Raw genomic sequence first — 19,060 nt, 5'->3', positions numbered from 1 at the left:
GATTCGATTTACAAAGCCGCATCAAAGCCGCCGTCTTCCACCGCTTCTATCAGCGCGGCGGGGTTGGTTTGGGCGGGGTCGAATTCCACGACGGCATTCTTGTTTTCCAGGCTCACTTCGGCCTTGTCCACGCCGTTTACGCCTTCGAGGATGCTGGTAACGCTTTTCACGCAGCCGCCGCAGGTCATGCCTTCGATGTTTAATGTGATGGTTTGCATAGGGTTTCCTTTCTGTTGGAATGAGGCTGAGGTTTTAAAGCCCGTTGCAGCCAAAGCTTTCAGGTAACCTGAAATGATGGGTCTGCTCTTGCTTTCCCGCTAAGTGCCGCCACTATAAAGCTTTACCCGAAGTAAAGGTCAAGCATCATGATGAACATCAGCCAGGCCGCGGCCGAGAGCGGCCTTTCCGCCAAACAAATCCGCGACTACGAAAAGCACGGCCTAATCGCCCCGGCCGCGCGCAGCGAAGCGGGCTACCGCCGCTACGGACAGGCCGACCTTGTCCGGCTGCGCTTTATCCGCCATGCGCGGGAAGTGGGCTTTTCGCTGCCGCAGATCGGGCAGCTTTTGAGCCTGCAACACAACCCGCAGCGCACCAGCCGCGAAGTGAAAACGCTCACCGCGCGGCACATCGCCGAGCTGGAAGCCAAAATCGAACGCTTGCAGGGCATGGTGGCCGAGCTGCAACGTTGGCACGATGCCTGCGCGGGAGACGACTGCCCGGATTGTGCGATTTTGGCCGGGCTGGAGGAGCGTTAGGCGGCTTGGGCAGAATAGAAACAGGTTACCTGAAAAGTTTCAGGTAGCCTTAGTCGGCCGCTAACGGTTTGGTACAGGCCTCGTCGTAATACGGCAGCCACTTGCCGCCGCTTTGCTTCAGATATGCGCGAAAACTTTTGTTTACCCGTGTGGCGGTGTAATCCAAATAATGGCAAAAAGTAAGTGATCAAGAGACAAAGGCCGTCTGAAACGTTTCAGACGGCCTTATATTCAAAAATACGCTTATCGGTTACAAAGCCACGTCGTAGCCGCCGTCTTCTACGGCATCAATCAGCGCGTCGGCATCTGTCTTGCTTTCATCGAAAGTAATCACTGCATTTTTGTTTTCCAAGCTGACTTCTGCTTTTTCCACGCCTTCTACACCTTCCAAAAGACGGGTTACGCTTTTCACGCAGCCGCCGCAGGTCATGCCGTCGATGTTGAGGGTAACAGTTTGCATTTGTATTTCCTTTCATTCAAACAAATATGGTTGCCAAACACTTTACTCCTTACACAAACAACTTGCAAATTCTTCATTAAAGGCCGTCTGAAAAATGCAGATAGGCGTACAATAACGCCCTTTGCTTCATCAAACGGACATAATAATGACTTCAACATTTAAACAATGGGTTAGCGTATGCGCTCTGGCGGTGGGGGCGTTTATTTTCAATACCACCGAATACATTCCGATTGCACTTTTGAGCGACATTGGTCAGAGCTTTGACAAACCGGCAACGGAAGTGGGCATGATGATTACGGTGTATGCGTGGATTGTTGCGCTCCTATCGCTGCCGCTGATGCTGATGACGAAAAACATCGAACGGCGCAAATTATTGCTAATGCTGTTTGCACTGTTTGCGCTGTTTCACGCGCTGTCGTTTTTTTCTTGGAACTTCAACATCCTTTTAGTCAGTCGTATCGGGATTGCGCTGACACATGCGGTCTTTTGGTCGATTACGGCTTCTTTGGCGGTACGGCTTGCCCCCGCCGGCAAAACCAATCAGGCTTTGGGCTTGCTCAGTACGGGTACGGTTTTGGCGATGGTTTTGGGTATTCCGCTGGGGCGCGTGGTCGGGCAATACTTCGGCTGGCAGCTCAGCTTCCTGCTGATCGGGGTCTGCGCTGCCGGCGTAATGCTGGTGTTGGCCAAAAATCTGCCTGCTTTACCCAGCCAAAATACCGGCTCTTTAAGCAGCCTGCCGAGTTTGTTTAAACGCCGCAACCTGATGCTGCTCTATGCAATGACGGTGTTGATTATTACGGCACATTTCACGGCATACAGCTATATCGAGCCTTTTGTGTTGCAAGTTGGCGGATTTAAGGCTGAACAAGTGACCATCGTTTTGAGCCTGTACGGTTTGGCAGGATTTGCCGCGTCTTATCTGTTTGGCAAATGGTTTGCCAAATCGCAACGCCTGTTTATGCTTGGCGCGGTGGCGGTCATCCTGCTCTCCGCCCTGCTGCTTCTGCCGTTTGCCTCTTTCCCTTATGCGGTGTACGCGCTGGTGTTTATTTGGGGCGTGGCCATCGTCATCGTCAGCTTGGGCATGGTGTCGAAAGTCTTGGCATTTGCCTCGGATGCAACAGATGTGGCCAACTCGATTTATTCAGGTTTGTACAATGTCGGCATCGGCGGCGGTGCGCTTTTGGGGCATTATGTAACCGTTTGGTTCGGCCTTTCCAATATCGGCATTGCCGGAGCCTTGCTGGCGGCGGCAGGTCTGGCCGTTTGCGGCTTGTTGTTTAAGGAACAAGACAATCTGACGCAAAACGTTTAAATCCATATAAATCAGGATAGTATTACTGACTCTGCCGTAATTTTGGCAGTTTTACCGATTTATCCTGATTCTTATTAACCCACAATGGGTCTTTATTCCGCCGGATAAGCAGTTTTCTTGCTGCTTATCCGGTTTTCATTTCATTTTTAAAAAACAATTTACAATTTGTTTACACTACATTAAATTACAAATATACTGTTACCTATTAGGCCGTCTGAACGTACGGCTGAAAAGAAAAACCAATCATGTTTCAGAGGAATACATCATGGACTTAAACGCCAAGGATAAGACTCAGCATCCTGAGAACGTCGAGCTTCTCAGTGCGCAGAAGCCGATTACCGACTTTAAAGGACTGCTGACGACCATTATCTCTGCTGTTGTCTGCTTCGGCATTTATTACATCCTTCCTTACAGCACCGATGCCAACAAAGGTATTGCGTTGTTGCTTTTCGTTGCGGCACTTTGGTTTACCGAAGCCGTACACATTACCGTTACCGCGCTGATGATCCCTATCCTTGCCGTTGTACTCGGCTTCCCGGATATGGACATCAAAAAAGCAATGTCCGGTTTCTCCGACCCGACGATTTACATCTTCTTCGGTGGTTTCGCGCTTGCAACCGCCCTGCACATGCAGCGTCTCGACCGTAAAATCGCCGTCAGCCTGTTGCGCCTGTCACGCGGCAATATGAAAGTCGCCGTGTTGATGCTGTTTGCCGTTACTGCCTTCCTGTCTATGTGGATCAGTAACACTGCGACTGCCGCGATGATGCTGCCTTTGGCAATGGGTATGATGAGCCACCTCGACCAAGAAAAAGAACGCAAAACCTACGTTTTCGTCCTGCTCGGTATCGCCTACTGCGCCAGTATCGGCGGCTTGGGTACCGTGGTCGGCTCTCCGCCGAACATGATTGCCGCCAAAGCGCTGAACTTGGACTTCGTCGGCTGGATGAAGCTCGGCTTACCGATGATGCTGTTGATTCTGCCGCTGATGCTGTTCTCCATGTACGTCATCCTCAAGCCTAATTTGAACGAGCGCGTGGAAGTTAAAGCCGAATCTATCCCTTGGACTTTGCACCGCGTTATCGCGCTGTTGATTTTCTTGGCCGCTGCCATCGCTTGGGTATTCAGCTCCAAAATCAAAGCCGCATTCGGTATTTCCAACCCTGATACCGTTATCGCCCTGATTGCCGCCGTTGCCGTCGTCGTATTCGGCGTGGCGCAATGGAAAGAAGTTGCCCGCAATACCGACTGGGGTGTATTGATGCTCTTCGGTGGCGGTATCAGCTTGAGCGCATTGCTGCAATCTTCCGGCGCATCTGAAGCATTGGGTCAGCAAGTTGCTTCCACGTTCTCCCATTCTCCTGCATTGCTGGTGATTTTCGTGGTTGCCACCTTCATCATCTTCCTGACCGAGTTCACCAGTAACACGGCTTCCGCCGCCCTGCTTGTGCCTATTTTCGCCAGCATCGCCGCGCAAATGGGCCTGCCGGAACAAGTCTTGGTATTCGTCATCGGTGTAGGCGCATCTTGTGCCTTCATGCTGCCGGTTGCCACACCACCTAACGCGATTGTGTTTGGTACAGGCTTAATCAAACAACGCGAAATGATGAATGTCGGCTTATTGCTGAACATCCTCTGCGTGGTACTGGTTGCTCTGTGGGCTTATGTTGTACTGATGTAAACCATCGACCCAAACAACAAGGCCGTCTGAAAGAATATTTTTCAGACGGCCTTGAAGTTTCTCGTTCAGACACAATTTAACGAATGATTCAAAACCGGATTCTAACGAAAGGAAACCCATGATTATCCTGCACACCAACAAAGGCGACATCACAATCGAACTCGATTTCGACAAAGCCCCCGTTACTGCTAAAAACTTCGAGCAATACGTTAAAGACGGCTTCTACGACGGCGTAATCTTCCACCGCGTCATCAAAGGCTTCATGATTCAAGGCGGCGGCATGGATGAAAACATGAACGAAAAAGAAACCCGCGATCCGATTCAAAACGAAGCGTCCAACGGTTTGCCTAACGAAAAATACACCATCGCCATGGCGCGTACTTCCGATCCTCATTCTGCCAGCGCGCAATTCTTCATCAACACCGCCGACAACGCTTTCCTGAACTTCCGTTCTAAAGAGCTGTACGGCAAAACCGTAGTCCAAGACTGGGGCTATGCCGTATTCGGTAAAGTCGTTGACGGTTTTGACGTTGTCGATGCCATCGAAGGCGTTTCTACCAAACGTCACGGCTACCACGACGACGTACCGAGCGAGCCTGTCATCATCACTAAAGCCGAAGTGGTTTAACTGATTTGATTTCCCATAAAAACAGCCTGTCCGAATTAAAACCAGACAGGCTGTTTTTCAATAATGACGCATACCGTCACACATCATAAGTACCGACCACGCATGCCGAATCCAACACATGGCCCTGTATGGCAAAATGCAACTCATTAAAGCGGAAACCGCGCGGTAAATCCAAAACGGTATCCAGCGCGTACACAATCAGTTCATAACGATGTCGGTTGTTCGGTGGCGCCATACCGCCGTAAAAAGAAGCCTCTTCGATTTCAAATTTACCCAACGCACTCGCCCAAGTGTTCGCGCCCTGTGTGAAATCTGTTGCAGAAATACTCTCATTTTCTGCCACTGAAGTGCGTTTCAAATCCGAAATCAACCAATGCGTCCATACGAAGCCGGATGCTGAAATGGCATCTTTGTCTTCCAACACCACGGCAAACGATTTTGTTCCTTCTGGCGCATCTTCGATTTCAAAAGGAATCGAATAAGAAGGCATACCGCTCGGGCTGAACTGACTGCCGCGCTTGCCGTATTTGTCTTCAAATTCACCGTTGACAATAGCTTTACTGCTGACTTTCATCTTATATCTCCCAATAGTAGGTTGGTTCATTCTAACAAACACCAAGGCCGTCTGAAAGATACTGCCGTTTTCACTTTCCCGATGCCGCATTTTCAGACGGCCTCCAGCAATATTCGCAATTCGATCAAACACATTTGACATTCCATAGTATAATCCGCCGCATGAAAACTATACAGGATACGCATTATGGATTGGAAAGGTCGTGAACAAAGCCAAAACGTCGAAGATCGCCGTGGAAGCCGTGGCGGCGGCGGTGGCGGCAAAACGCCGGGCATACTCGGCATTATCGTGGTTTTGGTCGGTGCATATTACGGCGTGGATTTGAGCGGTTTGGTTGGCGGCTCATCTTCGATGGGCATTCCTACCCAGCAAGCTTCCCGACTCGACAGCCAACAAGAAGCCGAATTGAACGAGCTGTCCCGTGTCGTCCTTGCCGATACGGAAAAAGCATGGGGCAAATACTTTCAACAACACGGTCAAAGCTATAGACCGACGACCATGGTGTTGTATGAAGGCGGTACATCCACCGCCTGCGGTACGGGCCAATCTGCCATGGGTCCATTTTACTGCCCGGGCGACCAAAAAGTTTATTTGGATTTGAGTTTCTACGAAGACATGCGCACCAAGCTCGAATCCGCTAGCGATGCCGCGTTTGCATACGTTATTGCCCATGAAGTCGGCCATCACGTTCAAAACCTGCTCGGCATTCTGCCTAAAGTCCACAAAATGCAACAACAAGTCGGCAAGAAAGAGGCCAATGCCCTTTCCGTCAAACTCGAATTGCAGGCCGACTGTTTCGCCGGTATTTGGGGACACTACGCCGTCAACAACAATATCTTCAAAGCCGAAGACATTAAAAAAGCGATGCTTGCCGCCGAATCCGTCGGCGACGACCGCTTGCAGAAACAAGCTCAGGGCTATGTCGTTCCCGACAGCTTTACCCATGGCTCGTCTGAAGAACGCATGACTTGGCTCAAGCGTGGTTTGGAAAGCGGCGACATCAACCAGTGCAACACTTTCAACAATTGATTCGACCAAGCAACACTGTTCTTTGATGTAACGACAAAAGGCCGTCTGAATGCTTCAGGCGGCCTTTTAGCCGTGTTAAAATAAGCCCCATTATTTCCCCTTAAATTTAAAGGAAATCCACATGGCAAATATCGCCCGCGACATTTTTAAAGCCTACGACATCCGGGGCATCGTCGGTAAAACCCTGACTGCCGAAGCTGCCTACTTAATCGGTAAAGCCATTGCCACCAAAGCCTTAGAAAAAGGCATTACCCGCATCGCACTCGGCCGCGACGGCCGTTTGAGCGGTCCCGGCCTGATGGCACAAATTCAACGCGGTTTTACCGACAGCGGCATCGACGTCCTCAACGTCGGTATGGTTGCCACTCCTATGCTCTACTTCGCAGCCATCAACGAATGCGGCGGCAGCGGCGTAATGATTACCGGCAGCCACAATCCGCCCGATTACAACGGTTTCAAAATGATGCTCGGCGAAGACACGCTCGCAGGCGAAGCCATTCAAGAACTTTTAGCTATTGTTGAGAAAGACGGTTTTGTTGCCGCCGACAAACAAGGCAGCGTAACCGAAAAAGACATCTCCGGCGAATACCACAACAACATCGTCGGCCACATCAAGCTCAAACGTCCGATGAAAATCGTGATTGACGCGGGCAACGGTGTCGGCGGCGCATTTGCAGGCAAACTCTACAAAGGTTTGGGCAATGAAGTGACCGAACTTTTCTGCGAAGTGGACGGCAATTTCCCTAATCACCACCCCGACCCTTCCAAACCGAAAAACCTGCAAGACCTCATAGTTGAGCTTAAAAACAGCGATGCCGAAATCGGCTTGGCATTTGATGGCGATGCCGACCGCTTGGGCGTCGTCACCAAAGACGGCAACATCATCTATCCAGACCGCCAACTGATGCTTTTCGCGCAAGACGTGTTGAGCCGCAATCCTAAAGCCAAAGTGATTTTCGACGTCAAATCCACTCGCCTGCTCGCGCCTTGGATTAAAGAACACGGCGGCGAACCTGTGATGGAAAAAACCGGCCACAGCTTCATCAAATCCACCATGAAAAAAACCGGCGCACTGGTTGCCGGCGAAATGAGCGGCCACGTTTTCTTTAAAGAACGCTGGTACGGCTTCGACGACGGTATGTATGCCGGCGCACGCCTCTTGGAAATCCTGTCTGCCTTCGACAATCCGTCCGAAGTGTTGAACAGCCTGCCGCAAAGCATTTCCACTCCGGAACTCAACATCGACCTGCCTGAAGGCAGCAACGGCCACAAAGTGATTGAAGAGCTGGCTGCCAATGCCAAGTTTGAAGGTGCGACCGAAATCATCACCATCGACGGCTTGCGCGTTGAATTCCCTGACGGCTTCGGACTGATGCGTGCTTCCAATACCACGCCGATTTTGGTATTGCGTTTTGAAGCGGATACGCAAGAAGCGATTAAGCGTATTCAAAACCAATTCAAAGCAGTCATTGAAAGCAATCCAGCATTGAAATGGCCGCTGTAAGGGTTTAGGCTAAAATAAAAGGCCGTCTGAAAATCATTTCAGACGGCCTTTAATATTAAACATTGATTATTTAAAGTTTTAAAACCAAGAATATCCCGGCTTTGTTATCCGACTTGCGCCAACTGCTGACGCATTTCATCGATAACGGCTTTGTAATCCGGTTTGCCAAAAATCGCCGAACCGGCCACAAACGTATCCGCACCTGCCGCTGCAATTTCAGCAATATTGTCTGTCTTCACGCCGCCATCGACTTCCAATGCGATATGGCGGCCGCTTTGCCGTTCATACTCGTCCAACATCTCGCGCACTTTGCGGATTTTCACCAGCGTATTCGGAATAAAGCTTTGTCCGCCGAAGCCCGGGTTGACCGACATCAGCAACACCATATCCAGTTTGTCCAAAACGTTTTCCAGAATATTGACCGGTGTAGCAGGATTCAATACCAAGCCTGCCTGACAGCCGTATTCTTTAATCAAACCCAAGCTGCGGTCGACATGGCGGCTGGCTTCAGGATGAAAGGTAATGATATTGGCACCGGCTTTGGCAAACGCATGAATCAAATCGTCCACCGGCTCAACCATCAAATGCACATCGACCGGCACGGTTGCATACGGTTTCAAAGCCGCGCAAACCATAGGGCCGAAAGTCAGATTCGGCACATAATGATTGTCCATCACGTCAAAATGAATCAAATCCGCACCGGCGCGAATCACTTCGGCAACCTCTTCGCCCAGACGGGCAAAATTGGCAGACAAAATACTGGGGGCAATACGGTAGTCTGTCATGTTTATTCTCCTAAAGTGTGTTCCTTTGTCATTATCGCATTTTTAACCCTATGTTGTATGCTGCCGACAACATCTCTGCCGTCATTTTTATGAATTTACATTTCATATACATTAATGAAACTTATAATCACATAGTAAGGCTTTGAAAATAAATTATTAGATTACATACATCTGCAAAAAAATCTAACATCATTAACAAAAGTTAACTGCATTGATACTGCCTTTCACACGCTTATCGGTTATATTTCCAAACCTGATGAAACATTAGGAAAACACCGTGTCTGTTGCACTTTCCCGCTATCCGACTTTTATTTTCTTAGCACTCGCCCTACTCTGTTCCAGTCTGCCTGCACACGCCGGTCCGTTTCTGGCCACCTTGGACGATTTCCACCCGAATTGCGACATTCGACAGCTCAATTTATCCGCCGACCAACACGCCGCCCTGCGCCGCCTGCGTACCGACTTCAAACAAATCAACGATAAAGCCTACCGTAAAACCGTACGCTCCGACCGCAACCGCCGTCAAACCATCATCAAAATCTTCTCCGGCGACTCATTCGACTCAAACGCCGCTCGCGATTATGTTGAAAACCGCTACCTCTCCAGCATGGACTATGCGGTGGATGAAATGGAAATCCAATACCGCTTCTATCATCTGCTCAATCCACGCCAACGCCAGCAATGGTTGTCTTCATGCTTGCGCTAATAAATCAATAAAAATACAGAAAGGCCGTCTGAAACCATATTCAGACGGCCTTTGTTTTTTCAACCTTAATCCAGCACTCTTTCTTCCGGCAATCGGCCTGCCCAGTCGCAGGAAAACTGCCATGCCGAACGGCCTGAACGGCTGCCACGCATTTGCGCCCATTGCAACGCGGCTTGGCGCGCTGTATCGTCAAAAGGCACATTGAAATCGTCCAACCAGTTGGCTACGGCGGTCAAATAATCGTTTTGATCGAAAGGATAAAAACTCAGCCATAAGCCGAAGCGGTCAGAAAGGGAAATTTTCTCCTCGACGGCCTCTTTCTGATGGATTTCTCCGCGAATGCCCATAGTACCGCCGTTTTCATCCATGTATTCAGGAATTAAATGACGGCGGTTGGAAGTGGCATAAACCAAAACATTGGTGCAACGTTGCGACAGTCCGCCGTCTAAAGCCGTTTTCAAGGCTTTATAGGTTTCATCACTGGTTTCAAACGACAAATCATCGCAGAAAACGATAAATTTCTCGGGGCGCTCAGACAACAGCGTCAACAAAGCCGGCAAGCTGATCAAATCGCTTTTGTCCACTTCAATCAGTCGCAAGCCGCGCTCGGCGTATTCGTGCAACAACGCTTTAACCAAGGAGGATTTGCCCGTACCGCGCGCACCGGTCATCAAGACATTATTTGCCGGACGGCCTGCCAAAAATTGCTCGGTATTGCGTTTCAGCCTATCGGTTTGCGAACCGACAGCCGCCAATCTGCTCAAAGGAAACGTATGCGGACGCGGCAGGCTTTCCAAAATACCTTTTTTGCCCACGCTGTGCCAACGGTAGGCCAAAGCGCGCCAGTCGGTTTTACCGGCTTCATCAGGCAGGATTAAATCCAGACGGTTTAAAACGGAATTGACTTTTTTCAAAAAATTGGATAATTTCATTTCGGCTTTCTTTTTTCAGACGGCCTTTTGTGCCAATACACGCATCACGGTATCGACAACGGCTTGGGTTTGCGGATCGATTTCGATATTGATGAGGTCGCCTTCTTTGCGGCTGCCAAACAGGGTACGCTCCAAAGTCTCCGGAATCAGGTGTACGCAAAATTCGCTGTCGCTAACCTCGCCTATGGTCAGGCTGCAACCGTCCAAACCGACAAAGCCTTTGGTGAGAATATAGGGCTTTAGGTTTTCCGGCAGCTCAAACCAAACGGTACGGTTGAACTCACTGGATTCGATACGGGAAATTCGGGTAACCGCCATCACATGGCCACTCATCACATGGCCGCCGATTTCGTCGCCAAACCGTGCCGCGCGTTCCAAATTGACACTGTCGCCGACTTTCAAGCTGCCGAGATTGGTTTTGCGTAAAGTCTCGTCCATCAAATCAAAGCTGACTTTATTGCCGTCGATTCGGGTAATGGTCAGGCAGCAGCCATTGTTGGCGACAGAGGCGCCTGTTTGCAGATTGTCGGCGATTTCGGGGGGCAGCTCGACTGTGTGGGTACGAAAGTCGGGCGAAGGTTGGGCGATGTCTGTAATTTTGCCCATGCCTTGTACGATGCCTGTAAACATGATGTCTTCTTTCCGATGGTACGATAAGGCGGATATTGTAGCATTTTCCAGGCACAAAGGCCGTCTGAAAGCAGTGATGGCGATGGTTTGGGGTATAATCGGATTTTTATTTCCGCAGCCCGATCATGCTCAGCTACCGCCACGCCTTCCATGTCGGCAACCATGCCGATATGCTCAAGCACTTCACCCTCTTCCTCGTCCTTGAATATTTCAACCGCAAAGACAAGCCCTATTGGTATATCGATACGCACAGCGGTGCCGGTTTGTATGATTTGAGCGGCGATGAAGCGCAAAAAGTCGGCGAATACAAACAAGGCATTGCGCTCTTGGAACAAGCTGACAAGCTGCCTGTCGAATTGGCCGAATTTGTAGGCCGTCTGAAACAAATACTGCCGCAAGACAACCTTTACTGCGGCTCGCCTTGGCTGGCACAGGCACTCACGCGCGACAGCGATAAAATGCGCCTCTTTGAGCTGCATCCTGCCGATTTTGTCCATTTGCAAAACAATATGCGTGAAGTCCGTCCTGCGCGTAAAGCACAGGTCAGCCAAGCGGACGGTTATCAAGGCTTGATTTCATTACTGCCTCCTCCACCGCGCCGCGCCGCAATCTTGATTGATCCGCCCTACGAAGAAAAACAAGACTACCGCCGTGTCGTCCAAGTTTTGAAAGATGCCTTGAAACGCTTTGAAACCGGCTGCTACATGGTTTGGTATCCCTGCCTGAGCCGTGAAGAAAGCCGCAAACTGCCGGACGAACTCAAAAAAATCGCTCCCGACAATTATCTGCACGCCGAACTTCATGTCCATACGCCGCGCAGTGACGGCTTCGGTATGCACGGCAGCGGTATGTTCATCATCAACCCGCCCTATATGCTTGCCGAACAGCTGCAAAACAATCTGCCCGAACTTGCCAAAATTTTAGCGCAAGATGCCGGCGCGCATTATATATTGGAAAGCAAAACGAAATAAACGCGGCCGTCTGAACGCATACCCAAGCGCTTCGATTTTGCCGCTATACCTGTTCAGACGGCCTTAACCCTTTATACTTAAGCCTTTTTCCACTACAATTCATAACATAACAATTAACGACCGTCCACTCATGAATATACGCACACCCCTAGCCTGCACGCTCCTGCTTTGCGCGTGCAGCGAATCAGTAAAAAACGAATTTAAAGAAGAATTTACCCAAAGTTTCCGCACCGAATTTGTCCGCTCGGCAACCGAAGCCTGCGTAGAAAAAGCTTCCGGAAAAAGCCCGTTTGATTCCGCGACCACTGAAAAAATCTGCCGCTGCATCGGCGAAAAAACAGTCGACCAAATCAATCCTGAAGAAGCGACCTCGCTTTTGGGCGGCAGCGACTCCATGAGCGACGAGCTGAAAAAACGCATCAAAGACACCAGCATCGCCTGCACTAAAGAAGTTTTAGGCATGGCCGACAGCAAAACCAAATGAACACGCCGTTTTCAGACGGCCTGAAATTGAAAAATATTCGATTCAAACTTAGGAAAAGAGTGAAACCATGAAGACACTGAACCAATTCTTAGCCCAACACCTACCCGAACACAAACTGCCGCAAGAGCTGGCGAGCGTACTGGAATCCGTAGCCGCCGCCTGTTTGGATATCAACGCCAAAGTCCGCCTCGGTGCGCTTTCCGGCGTTTTGGGCATGGCAGGTACCGGCAACATCCAAGGCGAAGACCAAAAGAAACTTGACGTCATCGCCAACAACATCATGATTGATGTTTTAAAAGCCAATGCCAACATCGCAGGCCTTGCCAGCGAAGAAGAAGATACCTATGTCGCCACACACGAAAATGGCGGCTATTTGGTATTGTTTGATCCGCTGGACGGCTCTTCCAATATCGACGTCAACATCTCCGTCGGCACCATCTTCTCCATCTTGGCGAAACCTGAAGGCAAATTAACTACCGAATCCTTCCTGCAAAAAGGCCGCAACCAAGTGGCCGCAGGTTATGTTTTATACGGTCCGCAAACCCAACTGGTACTGACTGTCGGTCACGGCGTATTCGTCTTCACTCTGGACGATGCCAACCAATTCCTGCTGACCAAAGAAAATCCGCGCGTTCCCGAATCCACTAAAGAATTCGCCATCAATATGTCCAACCAAAGACATTGGTTCCCCCCTGTTCAACAATACATTGACGAATTGCTGGCAGGCGAAACCGGCGTACGCGGCAAAAACTACAATATGCGCTGGGTAGCCAGCATGGTTGCCGAAATTCACCGCATCCTGATGCGCGGCGGCGTATTCATGTATCCACAAGACAAACGCGACCCATCCAAACCGGGAAAACTGCGCCTGATGTACGAAGCCAACCCGATGAGCCTGCTTATGGAACAAGCCGGCGGCGCATCAAACAACGCCATCGAAGCCATGCTCGACATCCAACCTACCGGCCTGCACCAACGTGTTGCCGTATTCATGGGCAGCCGCGAAGAAGTGGAATACGTTTATAATCTGCATCAGAAATAATCAGATGTATTGATTTCAAACCCTAAAAGGCCGTCTGAAAATCATATTTCAGACGGCCTTTTGTTAAAAAATAAAAGAAACACAAATCAAAAGGGCAGATTCAAATCTGCCCTTTGCTGTGTTCCATCTAATCTTTATGGGATTACGCCGAACGAGCCAGCTCTTCCGCCGCTTTTTGTACCCTATCCGGCGTCAGCTTGTTCAAACAATCCGTATGCCCCAACGGACATTCGCGTTTGAAACAAGGCGAGCAATCCAAATTCAAGCTGACGATTTTTGCCTTTTGGCTTAGAGGCGGCGTATGGTCAGGGCTGGATGAGCCGTAAACCGCAACCAATTTCCGATCAAGCGCGGCCGCAAGGTGCATCAGACCGCTGTCGTTGCACACGACCGTATCGGCGCAAGACAACAGATCAATCGCCTCCGGAAGATTGGTTTTACCGCAAAGATTGGTGCATAGGCCGTCTGAAAGCCGGTTGATTTCATCTGCAATCTCAAAATCTTTTTGCGAACCAAACAGCCAAACCTGCCAACCTTCAGCCAAATATCGGCGGCCGAGTTCGGCAAAATGACGCGCAGGCCAACGCTTGGCCGGGCCATATTCAGCGCCGGGACAAAATGCCAAAATCGGTTTATCCGTCGCCAAACCATGCTTTGCCAAAGCGGCTTGACGGCTTTCAGGATCAATCGTGAAACAGGGATTATCAGAATGCCCGTTAAAATCTGCTTGGGTCGGATGCGCCAGCGCAGTATAGCGGTCAACCATCAACGGCAATGCGGCCTTATCCAACTTACGAATATCGTTAAGCAAAAAATAGCGCGACTCGCCGACGTAGCCCGTACGCTGTTTAATGTCCGTAGCCAAGGCAATAATGGCGGATTTGAGCGAACCGGGCAAAATAATCACTTGATCATAGCCTTCTTTTCCCAATTCACGCCCGATACGCCAGCGTTTTTTCAATTCCAATGCACCATGTCCAAACGGGTTTTCCATCACACGGTTGATTTCAGGCATACGCTCAAATACAGCCATCGACCATTTGGGGGCAAAAGCATCAATGGTGCAGCCGGGATGCAGCTCATGCAAACGGCGATAAAGCGGTTGGGTCATGACGCAGTCGCCAATCCAGCTTGGGGTAATAATCAGGATTTTTTTGGACATAATGGAATGTGTTTTTAATTTTCGCTTATTGTAATACGATTTTTAAAAGACCGTCTGAAACTCGGTTTAATCGCTCAGTTCAAAACGTACTAGTTAATACATGTCATTTCAGCGCGTGAAGCGTTTGTCTTTCCAATTATTCGGCAAATTCTGCAAATACCCAACCAGAAACACCAGGCCAAACGGCGGCAAGCAATATTTGCTTCATTTTTAAAACCTTATAAAAACAGAAAGGCCGTCTGAAATATTTTCAGACGACCTTTTTATACTGGTTTAACGATGGTAGTTAGGCGCTTCTTTAGTGATTTGTACGTCGTGAACGTGGGATTCGCTCATACCGGCAGAAGTGATTTCCACAAATTCTGCTTTCTCGTGCATTTCAGCAATATTGGCGCAACCCAAATAACCCATGCTGGAGCGCAGACCGCCGGTCAGTTGGTGGATGATGTTCACAATCGGGCCTTTGTAAGGAACGCGGCCTTCAATGCCTTCAGGAACATATTTGTCTGTACTGTCGGTTTTGTCTTGGAAGTAGCGGTCGGCAGAACCTTGGCTCATTGCACCCAACGAACCCATGCCGCGGTAAGACTTGTAAGAGCGGCCTTGGTAGAGTTCGATTTCGCCCGGTGCTTCTTCCGTACCGGCAAACATACCGCCCAGCATGACGCTATATGCACCTGCTGCCAGAGCTTTGGCAATATCGCCGGAGAAGCGGATACCGCCGTCGGCAATCAGGGGAACACCGGTGCCTTTCAGGGCTTCGGAAACATTGTGAATCGCAGTCAGCTGAGGCACGCCCACGCCTGCCACGATACGGGTCGTACAAATCGAGCCCGGGCCGATACCGACTTTAACGGCATCCGCACCTGCGGCCACCAAATCCAAAGCAGCTTTGGCAGTAGCGATGTTGCCGCCGATGACTTGGATGTGCGGATAGGTTTCTTTTACCCAGCGCACGCGATCGATAACACCTTGGCTATGACCGTGGGCAGTATCGACCACAATCACGTCCACGCCTGCTTCTACCAATGCTTTGACGCGCTCTTCGGTATCGCCGCCGGTACCCACCGCGGCACCGACGCGCAGACGGCCTTCGGCATCTTTGTTGGCATTAGGGAATTCGGTTGTTTTCAGAATATCTTTAACTGTAATCAGACCTTTGAGTTCGTCTTGGTCGTTCAACACCAAAACGCGCTCAACTTTGTGCGCATGCATGATTTCGCGGGCCTCATCAATGCTGGTACCTTCAGGTACGGTAACCAAACGGTCGCGGGGGGTCATGATGGCAGAAACCGGCAGATCGACACGGTTTTCAAAACGCAGGTCGCGGTTGGTCACGATACCAACCACTTTGCCGTTTTCAACAACAGGCAGACCGGACATTTTGCGTTTGCGTTGTGCGCGCATTTCCAAGACTTCGCGGATCAATGCGGTCGGCGCAACGGTAACGGGATCCTTCACCACGCCGCTCTCATGGCGCTTCACTTTGGAAACGGCACGCGCTTGCAACTCCGGCGTCATGTTTTTATGGATAATGCCGATGCCGCCTTCTTGAGCCATAGAAATGGCCAGACGCGCTTCGGTAACGGTATCCATTGCAGCAGAAAGTAGAGGGAGGTTGAGCGTGATATCGCGGGTGAGTTTGGTTTGGAGTTTGACATCTCGAGGCAGCACGTTTGAGTGCGCTGGAACCAACAAAACGTCGTCGAAAGTATAGGCTTTTTCTACAATACGCATGATGCTCGGTCTTTCAGTTTGTGCAAGATGCACGGCATTATATCACACCGGCTTGATGCTAACATTGGCAATACACGTTTTAACGTTATTTTTTTACATGATTTGATTTGGCGTACAAAAATATGCCAATGCCTTGCAGTTTCAAGTAAAATAAGTCGCATGAGAACATCATTTACATAAGGGAAACCCATGAAATCTTCCGTACTCAAAACCTGTCTGATAGCAGCCCTTCTCTCTTCCGCCGCCCTGACCGGCGCGGCCGAGGTTTACACTTGGAAAGGCGCATCGGGCAACAGCTATTCCGATACGCCAAACCGTCTGCAACCGAAGCGTTCCGGCGTGGTCAACATCCGCACGCACAACGTCAAACCTGCCGTTGCACCTGCTGTTGCGGCATCTGAGCCGGTTGCCGAACAGCCCAACGAACAGGTCGCGGAACAAAACAAACAAATCGAAGAGCGCAATAAAAAAATCGAAGAGCAAAACCGCCAAAACAAGCTGGAAAACTGCAAAATCGCCAAAATCAACCGCCAAGTCGCCGAAAGCGCACGCTTGGCCAATCGCGACAGCCTAATTAAACAATACCAAAACGACGTTAATAAATACTGCAATTAAGCTCTCGGATAACAATATCAAAAAGGCCGTCTGAAATTTAATTTCAGACGGCCTTCATTTTTCAGCCTATCAATAATACAGTTGAACCAACAACAAACCGAACGCCAAACTAAATGCCATGCTCAATAAGCCCGGAATCATGAAGCTGTGGTTGAAGATGAATTTGCCGATTCTGGTTGAGCCGGTTGTATCAAAGTCGATAGCGGCAATAATCGGACCGTAGTTCGGAATGAAGAAATAGCCGTTTACCGCAACAAATGTGCCGATGATGATGGGCGCTGGAATACCCAGTTTAATGGCGATTGGGAACAGCGTCGCCACTGTCGCGCCTTGGCTGTTGACCAATACCGACAAGATAAACAGGGCAAAGGCAAAGGTCCATGGTGCAGATTCAACCAAATGACTGACGGTCGATTCCACTTCTGTTAAGTGGCCGTTCATCAAGGTATCGCCCAACCAAGCCACGCCAAATACTGCAATCACGGCACGCATACCGGCATGGAATACCGAACCTCGGGTAATCGCATCGCCATTGGGTTTACACGCCAAAATAATCAGCGCAGCAGCTGACAACATCACGATTTCAATCGTATGCGCCATGCCCATAGGCTTGATCGCGCCATCGTGTTCAAAAGCCGGACGCAGCTCAGGCAGCGCACCCATCACGACCACCAGCAATGCCGCAGTCAAGAAAATACCGACCGACAATTTGGCTTTCGGCGAAATAGCGACATCGGTTTGTTGTTCCTCCACATCGATGTATTCTTTCACATAATTCGGGTCTTTCAGCAAAGCCTGATAATGCGGATCGTCTTTCAATTCTTTGCCCAGTTTGTTTACAAACACGCAAGCCAAACCGATACCCAAAATCGTGGAGGGAACGGTAACTTTCAACACATCCGCCATCGTGATGTGTTGTGGCTCAAGCATGGTGACGCAGGCAACAACCGCGGCGGCAATCGGGCTGGCGACAATAGCAAATTGGGAAGCGATAACCGCCATCGTCAGCGGACGGGAAGGACGGATTCCATTGCGACGGCTGACTTCGGCAATCACGGGCAAGACCGAGTAAGCCACATGGCCCGTACCTGCCAATACGGTAAAGGTGTAAGTTACCGCCGGTGCGATAAAGGTGATGTATTTCGGATTGCGGTGCAACACGCGCGTGGCAATCTTAATCATATAGTCCAAACCGCCGCTGGCCTGCATGGCCGCCGCGGCAGACACTACCGCCATAATCATCAGCATCACATCAATCGGAGGGCTGGTCGGCTGAAGATGGAAACCAAAAGACAATACAGCCAAGCCGATACCGCCGAGCACGCCCAAACCAATACCGCCAACCTGCGCACCAATCAGGATACACAGTAGCACAACGGCAAACTGGATAAAAAACATAGTTGACATAACAACTCCCAAAATCCGGCCTTAGCCGAAATAAAATTACAAACGGTTGGATTATAGAGTAAACCCTCTTCCCTAACCATACTTTACCTAATTATACATACCGACCTACATTAAATAAATAATATTCTCATTTAACTAATAGACTCATTAAAAGCACAAAAAAGGCCGTCTGAAGATTTGAACTGCACCCCAAAAGTTGGACATCCCCTCCAACTCACAAGGTGCAGTTTTTTTATGAGCAAATATACATTACACTTCAAATACCAAGCCGTACTCCACTACCTGCATATACGCAGCCAACAGCGTACCGCAGACCACTACGGCATTTCCCGAACCCACCTGAGACGATGGATACGCGCCTATCAAGAAGGCGGTATCGGCGCACTCGAACATCCCCAATCCAAAACCATGCCCCAACACCGCAAAAACCCCTTCATCGCAGATAAACCCGACCAAGAAAAAACACAGGCAGAGCTTATTGAAGAGTTGTGCTATATGCGCGCAGAGGTCGCCTACCTAAAGGAGTTAAAAGCCCTCAGCCAAAAGCGGACCGAAAAGGACAAAGCCAAACCGTCCAAACACTGAGGGCGCAACACCCGCTCAAATACCTGCCGCACATCGCAAACCTGCCCAAAAG

21 protein-coding genes are annotated in these 19,060 nt (G+C 49.9%); 12 read left to right on the top strand and 9 right to left on the bottom strand.

Translation table 11 applies throughout. From position 1 onward, the window contains the following. Positions 1-8 precede the first annotated feature (8 nt). Positions 9-218: a heavy-metal-associated domain-containing protein gene (locus ACTHTQ_RS06910; protein WP_003674677.1), complete on the bottom strand. Its 210-nt coding sequence runs from the start codon at positions 216-218 to the stop codon at positions 9-11. A 147-nt stretch (positions 219-365) separates the two neighbouring features. On the opposite strand from ACTHTQ_RS06910, the gene cueR reads away from it, so the two are divergent. Next, on the top strand, positions 366-758 hold the full coding sequence (gene cueR, locus ACTHTQ_RS06905; RefSeq protein ID WP_049336562.1) for a Cu(I)-responsive transcriptional regulator: 393 nt from the start codon (positions 366-368) through the stop codon (positions 756-758). A gap of 250 nt (positions 759-1,008) precedes the next feature. On the opposite strand, the gene ACTHTQ_RS06900 is transcribed toward cueR, so the two are convergent. Further along, positions 1,009-1,218 carry a heavy-metal-associated domain-containing protein gene (locus ACTHTQ_RS06900; protein ID WP_049344680.1) on the bottom strand — a complete coding sequence of 70 codons (210 nt, stop codon included), beginning with the start codon at positions 1,216-1,218 and terminating at the stop codon, positions 1,009-1,011. A gap of 145 nt (positions 1,219-1,363) precedes the next feature. Between ACTHTQ_RS06900 and ACTHTQ_RS06895 the strand changes: the two genes are divergently transcribed. From ACTHTQ_RS06895 to ACTHTQ_RS06885, 3 genes are all read left to right on the top strand, one after another. Then, positions 1,364-2,536: a sugar transporter gene (locus tag ACTHTQ_RS06895; protein ID WP_440363507.1), complete on the top strand. Its 1,173-nt coding sequence runs from the start codon at positions 1,364-1,366 to the stop codon at positions 2,534-2,536. A gap of 265 nt (positions 2,537-2,801) precedes the next feature. Continuing rightward, positions 2,802-4,217: an SLC13 family permease gene (locus ACTHTQ_RS06890; RefSeq protein WP_440363506.1), complete on the top strand. Its 1,416-nt coding sequence runs from the start codon at positions 2,802-2,804 to the stop codon at positions 4,215-4,217. A gap of 118 nt (positions 4,218-4,335) precedes the next feature. Beyond that, the gene (locus ACTHTQ_RS06885; protein ID WP_070632836.1) at positions 4,336-4,845 is read left to right on the top strand and encodes a peptidylprolyl isomerase; all 510 of its coding nucleotides are present in this window, start codon (positions 4,336-4,338) and stop codon (positions 4,843-4,845) included. Between the two features lie 76 nt (positions 4,846-4,921). Here ACTHTQ_RS06885 and ACTHTQ_RS06880 read toward each other — a convergent pair whose 3' ends face one another. Beyond that, positions 4,922-5,419 (bottom strand): YbhB/YbcL family Raf kinase inhibitor-like protein, encoded by a 498-nt coding sequence (locus tag ACTHTQ_RS06880; protein WP_070749591.1) that lies wholly within the window; start codon positions 5,417-5,419, stop codon positions 4,922-4,924. Positions 5,420-5,605: 186 nt separating this feature from the next. Here ACTHTQ_RS06880 and ypfJ point away from each other — a divergent pair, with 186 nt between their 5' ends. After that, positions 5,606-6,448 carry a KPN_02809 family neutral zinc metallopeptidase gene (gene ypfJ, locus ACTHTQ_RS06875; protein WP_137040892.1) on the top strand — a complete coding sequence of 281 codons (843 nt, stop codon included), beginning with the start codon at positions 5,606-5,608 and terminating at the stop codon, positions 6,446-6,448. Positions 6,449-6,569: 121 nt separating this feature from the next. Then, positions 6,570-7,952, top strand: coding sequence for a phosphomannomutase/phosphoglucomutase (locus ACTHTQ_RS06870; RefSeq protein WP_440363505.1), 1,383 nt, complete (start codon positions 6,570-6,572; stop codon positions 7,950-7,952). Between the two features lie 104 nt (positions 7,953-8,056). Here the strand turns inward: ACTHTQ_RS06870 and rpe are convergent, their stop codons facing one another. After that, positions 8,057-8,737 carry a ribulose-phosphate 3-epimerase gene (gene rpe / locus ACTHTQ_RS06865; protein ID WP_440363504.1) on the bottom strand — a complete coding sequence of 227 codons (681 nt, stop codon included), beginning with the start codon at positions 8,735-8,737 and terminating at the stop codon, positions 8,057-8,059. A 277-nt stretch (positions 8,738-9,014) separates the two neighbouring features. Here rpe and ACTHTQ_RS06860 point away from each other — a divergent pair, with 277 nt between their 5' ends. Continuing rightward, the gene (locus tag ACTHTQ_RS06860) at positions 9,015-9,443 is read left to right on the top strand and encodes a Spy/CpxP family protein refolding chaperone (protein ID WP_440363503.1); all 429 of its coding nucleotides are present in this window, start codon (positions 9,015-9,017) and stop codon (positions 9,441-9,443) included. Between the two features lie 65 nt (positions 9,444-9,508). On the opposite strand, the gene ACTHTQ_RS06855 is transcribed toward ACTHTQ_RS06860, so the two are convergent. Together ACTHTQ_RS06855 and ACTHTQ_RS06850 are read right to left on the bottom strand one after the other, a co-directional pair. Further along, entirely contained in the window at positions 9,509-10,375 is an 867-nt protein-coding gene (locus ACTHTQ_RS06855) for an ATP-binding protein (RefSeq protein WP_440363502.1), read from the bottom strand. Positions 10,376-10,390: 15 nt separating this feature from the next. Then, a complete protein-coding gene (locus tag ACTHTQ_RS06850) occupies positions 10,391-11,005 on the bottom strand; it encodes a riboflavin synthase (protein ID WP_003683409.1) in 615 nt (204 codons plus the stop codon). A 125-nt stretch (positions 11,006-11,130) separates the two neighbouring features. On the opposite strand from ACTHTQ_RS06850, the gene ACTHTQ_RS06845 reads away from it, so the two are divergent. The 3 genes from ACTHTQ_RS06845 to ACTHTQ_RS06835 all read left to right on the top strand — a co-directional run bounded on the left by ACTHTQ_RS06845 (position 11,131) and on the right by ACTHTQ_RS06835 (position 13,502). Continuing rightward, positions 11,131-11,976, top strand: a complete 846-nt coding sequence (locus ACTHTQ_RS06845; protein WP_440363501.1) for a 23S rRNA (adenine(2030)-N(6))-methyltransferase RlmJ — start codon at positions 11,131-11,133, stop codon at positions 11,974-11,976. 130 nt (positions 11,977-12,106) lie between these two features. Continuing rightward, positions 12,107-12,460: a hypothetical protein gene (locus ACTHTQ_RS06840; protein ID WP_070583373.1), complete on the top strand. Its 354-nt coding sequence runs from the start codon at positions 12,107-12,109 to the stop codon at positions 12,458-12,460. 67 nt (positions 12,461-12,527) lie between these two features. After that, positions 12,528-13,502, top strand: a complete 975-nt coding sequence (locus ACTHTQ_RS06835; RefSeq protein WP_440363500.1) for a class 1 fructose-bisphosphatase — start codon at positions 12,528-12,530, stop codon at positions 13,500-13,502. Positions 13,503-13,644: 142 nt separating this feature from the next. Here ACTHTQ_RS06835 and waaF read toward each other — a convergent pair whose 3' ends face one another. Together waaF and guaB are read right to left on the bottom strand one after the other, a co-directional pair. Next, entirely contained in the window at positions 13,645-14,664 is a 1,020-nt protein-coding gene (waaF, locus tag ACTHTQ_RS06830) for a lipopolysaccharide heptosyltransferase II (protein ID WP_440363499.1), read from the bottom strand. A 273-nt stretch (positions 14,665-14,937) separates the two neighbouring features. After that, positions 14,938-16,401: an IMP dehydrogenase gene (gene guaB, locus ACTHTQ_RS06825; protein WP_003678893.1), complete on the bottom strand. Its 1,464-nt coding sequence runs from the start codon at positions 16,399-16,401 to the stop codon at positions 14,938-14,940. Positions 16,402-16,590: 189 nt separating this feature from the next. On the opposite strand from guaB, the gene ACTHTQ_RS06820 reads away from it, so the two are divergent. After that, entirely contained in the window at positions 16,591-17,016 is a 426-nt protein-coding gene (locus ACTHTQ_RS06820; protein WP_049322303.1) for a DUF4124 domain-containing protein, read from the top strand. 69 nt (positions 17,017-17,085) lie between these two features. Here the strand turns inward: ACTHTQ_RS06820 and ACTHTQ_RS06815 are convergent, their stop codons facing one another. Further along, positions 17,086-18,414 (bottom strand): anaerobic C4-dicarboxylate transporter family protein, encoded by a 1,329-nt coding sequence (locus tag ACTHTQ_RS06815; protein ID WP_440363539.1) that lies wholly within the window; start codon positions 18,412-18,414, stop codon positions 17,086-17,088. Positions 18,415-18,657: 243 nt separating this feature from the next. On the opposite strand from ACTHTQ_RS06815, the gene ACTHTQ_RS06810 reads away from it, so the two are divergent. Further along, positions 18,658-19,008 (top strand): helix-turn-helix domain-containing protein, encoded by a 351-nt coding sequence (locus ACTHTQ_RS06810; RefSeq protein WP_039406616.1) that lies wholly within the window; start codon positions 18,658-18,660, stop codon positions 19,006-19,008. Positions 19,009-19,060: the final 52 nt, after the last annotated feature.

This window comes from Neisseria sp. P0020.S003, assembly GCF_051957095.1.
GTDB classification, from domain to species: Bacteria; Pseudomonadota; Gammaproteobacteria; order Burkholderiales; family Neisseriaceae; genus Neisseria; species Neisseria subflava.
The sequence above is the reverse complement of the archived record's forward strand: the minus strand, read 5'-3'. Positions and strand labels throughout refer to the sequence as shown.

Coding starts and splice junctions, on each gene's coding strand:
- ACTHTQ_RS06820 (WP_049322303.1), top strand. CDS start 16,591: ATGAAATCTTCCGTACTCAAAACCTGTCTGATAGCAGCCCTTCTCTCT.
- ACTHTQ_RS06880 (WP_070749591.1), bottom strand. CDS start 5,419: ATGAAAGTCAGCAGTAAAGCTATTGTCAACGGTGAATTTGAAGACAAA.
- ACTHTQ_RS06840 (WP_070583373.1), top strand. CDS start 12,107: ATGAATATACGCACACCCCTAGCCTGCACGCTCCTGCTTTGCGCGTGC.
- ACTHTQ_RS06855 (WP_440363502.1), bottom strand. CDS start 10,375: ATGAAATTATCCAATTTTTTGAAAAAAGTCAATTCCGTTTTAAACCGT.
- ACTHTQ_RS06870 (WP_440363505.1), top strand. CDS start 6,570: ATGGCAAATATCGCCCGCGACATTTTTAAAGCCTACGACATCCGGGGC.
- guaB (WP_003678893.1), bottom strand. CDS start 16,401: ATGCGTATTGTAGAAAAAGCCTATACTTTCGACGACGTTTTGTTGGTT.
- ACTHTQ_RS06890 (WP_440363506.1), top strand. CDS start 2,802: ATGGACTTAAACGCCAAGGATAAGACTCAGCATCCTGAGAACGTCGAG.
- waaF (WP_440363499.1), bottom strand. CDS start 14,664: ATGTCCAAAAAAATCCTGATTATTACCCCAAGCTGGATTGGCGACTGC.
- ACTHTQ_RS06845 (WP_440363501.1), top strand. CDS start 11,131: ATGCTCAGCTACCGCCACGCCTTCCATGTCGGCAACCATGCCGATATG.
- ACTHTQ_RS06850 (WP_003683409.1), bottom strand. CDS start 11,005: ATGTTTACAGGCATCGTACAAGGCATGGGCAAAATTACAGACATCGCC.
- ACTHTQ_RS06835 (WP_440363500.1), top strand. CDS start 12,528: ATGAAGACACTGAACCAATTCTTAGCCCAACACCTACCCGAACACAAA.
- ACTHTQ_RS06900 (WP_049344680.1), bottom strand. CDS start 1,218: ATGCAAACTGTTACCCTCAACATCGACGGCATGACCTGCGGCGGCTGC.
- ACTHTQ_RS06810 (WP_039406616.1), top strand. CDS start 18,658: ATGAGCAAATATACATTACACTTCAAATACCAAGCCGTACTCCACTAC.
- rpe (WP_440363504.1), bottom strand. CDS start 8,737: ATGACAGACTACCGTATTGCCCCCAGTATTTTGTCTGCCAATTTTGCC.
- ACTHTQ_RS06885 (WP_070632836.1), top strand. CDS start 4,336: ATGATTATCCTGCACACCAACAAAGGCGACATCACAATCGAACTCGAT.
- ACTHTQ_RS06910 (WP_003674677.1), bottom strand. CDS start 218: ATGCAAACCATCACATTAAACATCGAAGGCATGACCTGCGGCGGCTGC.
- ACTHTQ_RS06815 (WP_440363539.1), bottom strand. CDS start 18,414: ATGTTTTTTATCCAGTTTGCCGTTGTGCTACTGTGTATCCTGATTGGT.
- ACTHTQ_RS06895 (WP_440363507.1), top strand. CDS start 1,364: ATGACTTCAACATTTAAACAATGGGTTAGCGTATGCGCTCTGGCGGTG.
- ypfJ (WP_137040892.1), top strand. CDS start 5,606: ATGGATTGGAAAGGTCGTGAACAAAGCCAAAACGTCGAAGATCGCCGT.
- cueR (WP_049336562.1), top strand. CDS start 366: ATGATGAACATCAGCCAGGCCGCGGCCGAGAGCGGCCTTTCCGCCAAA.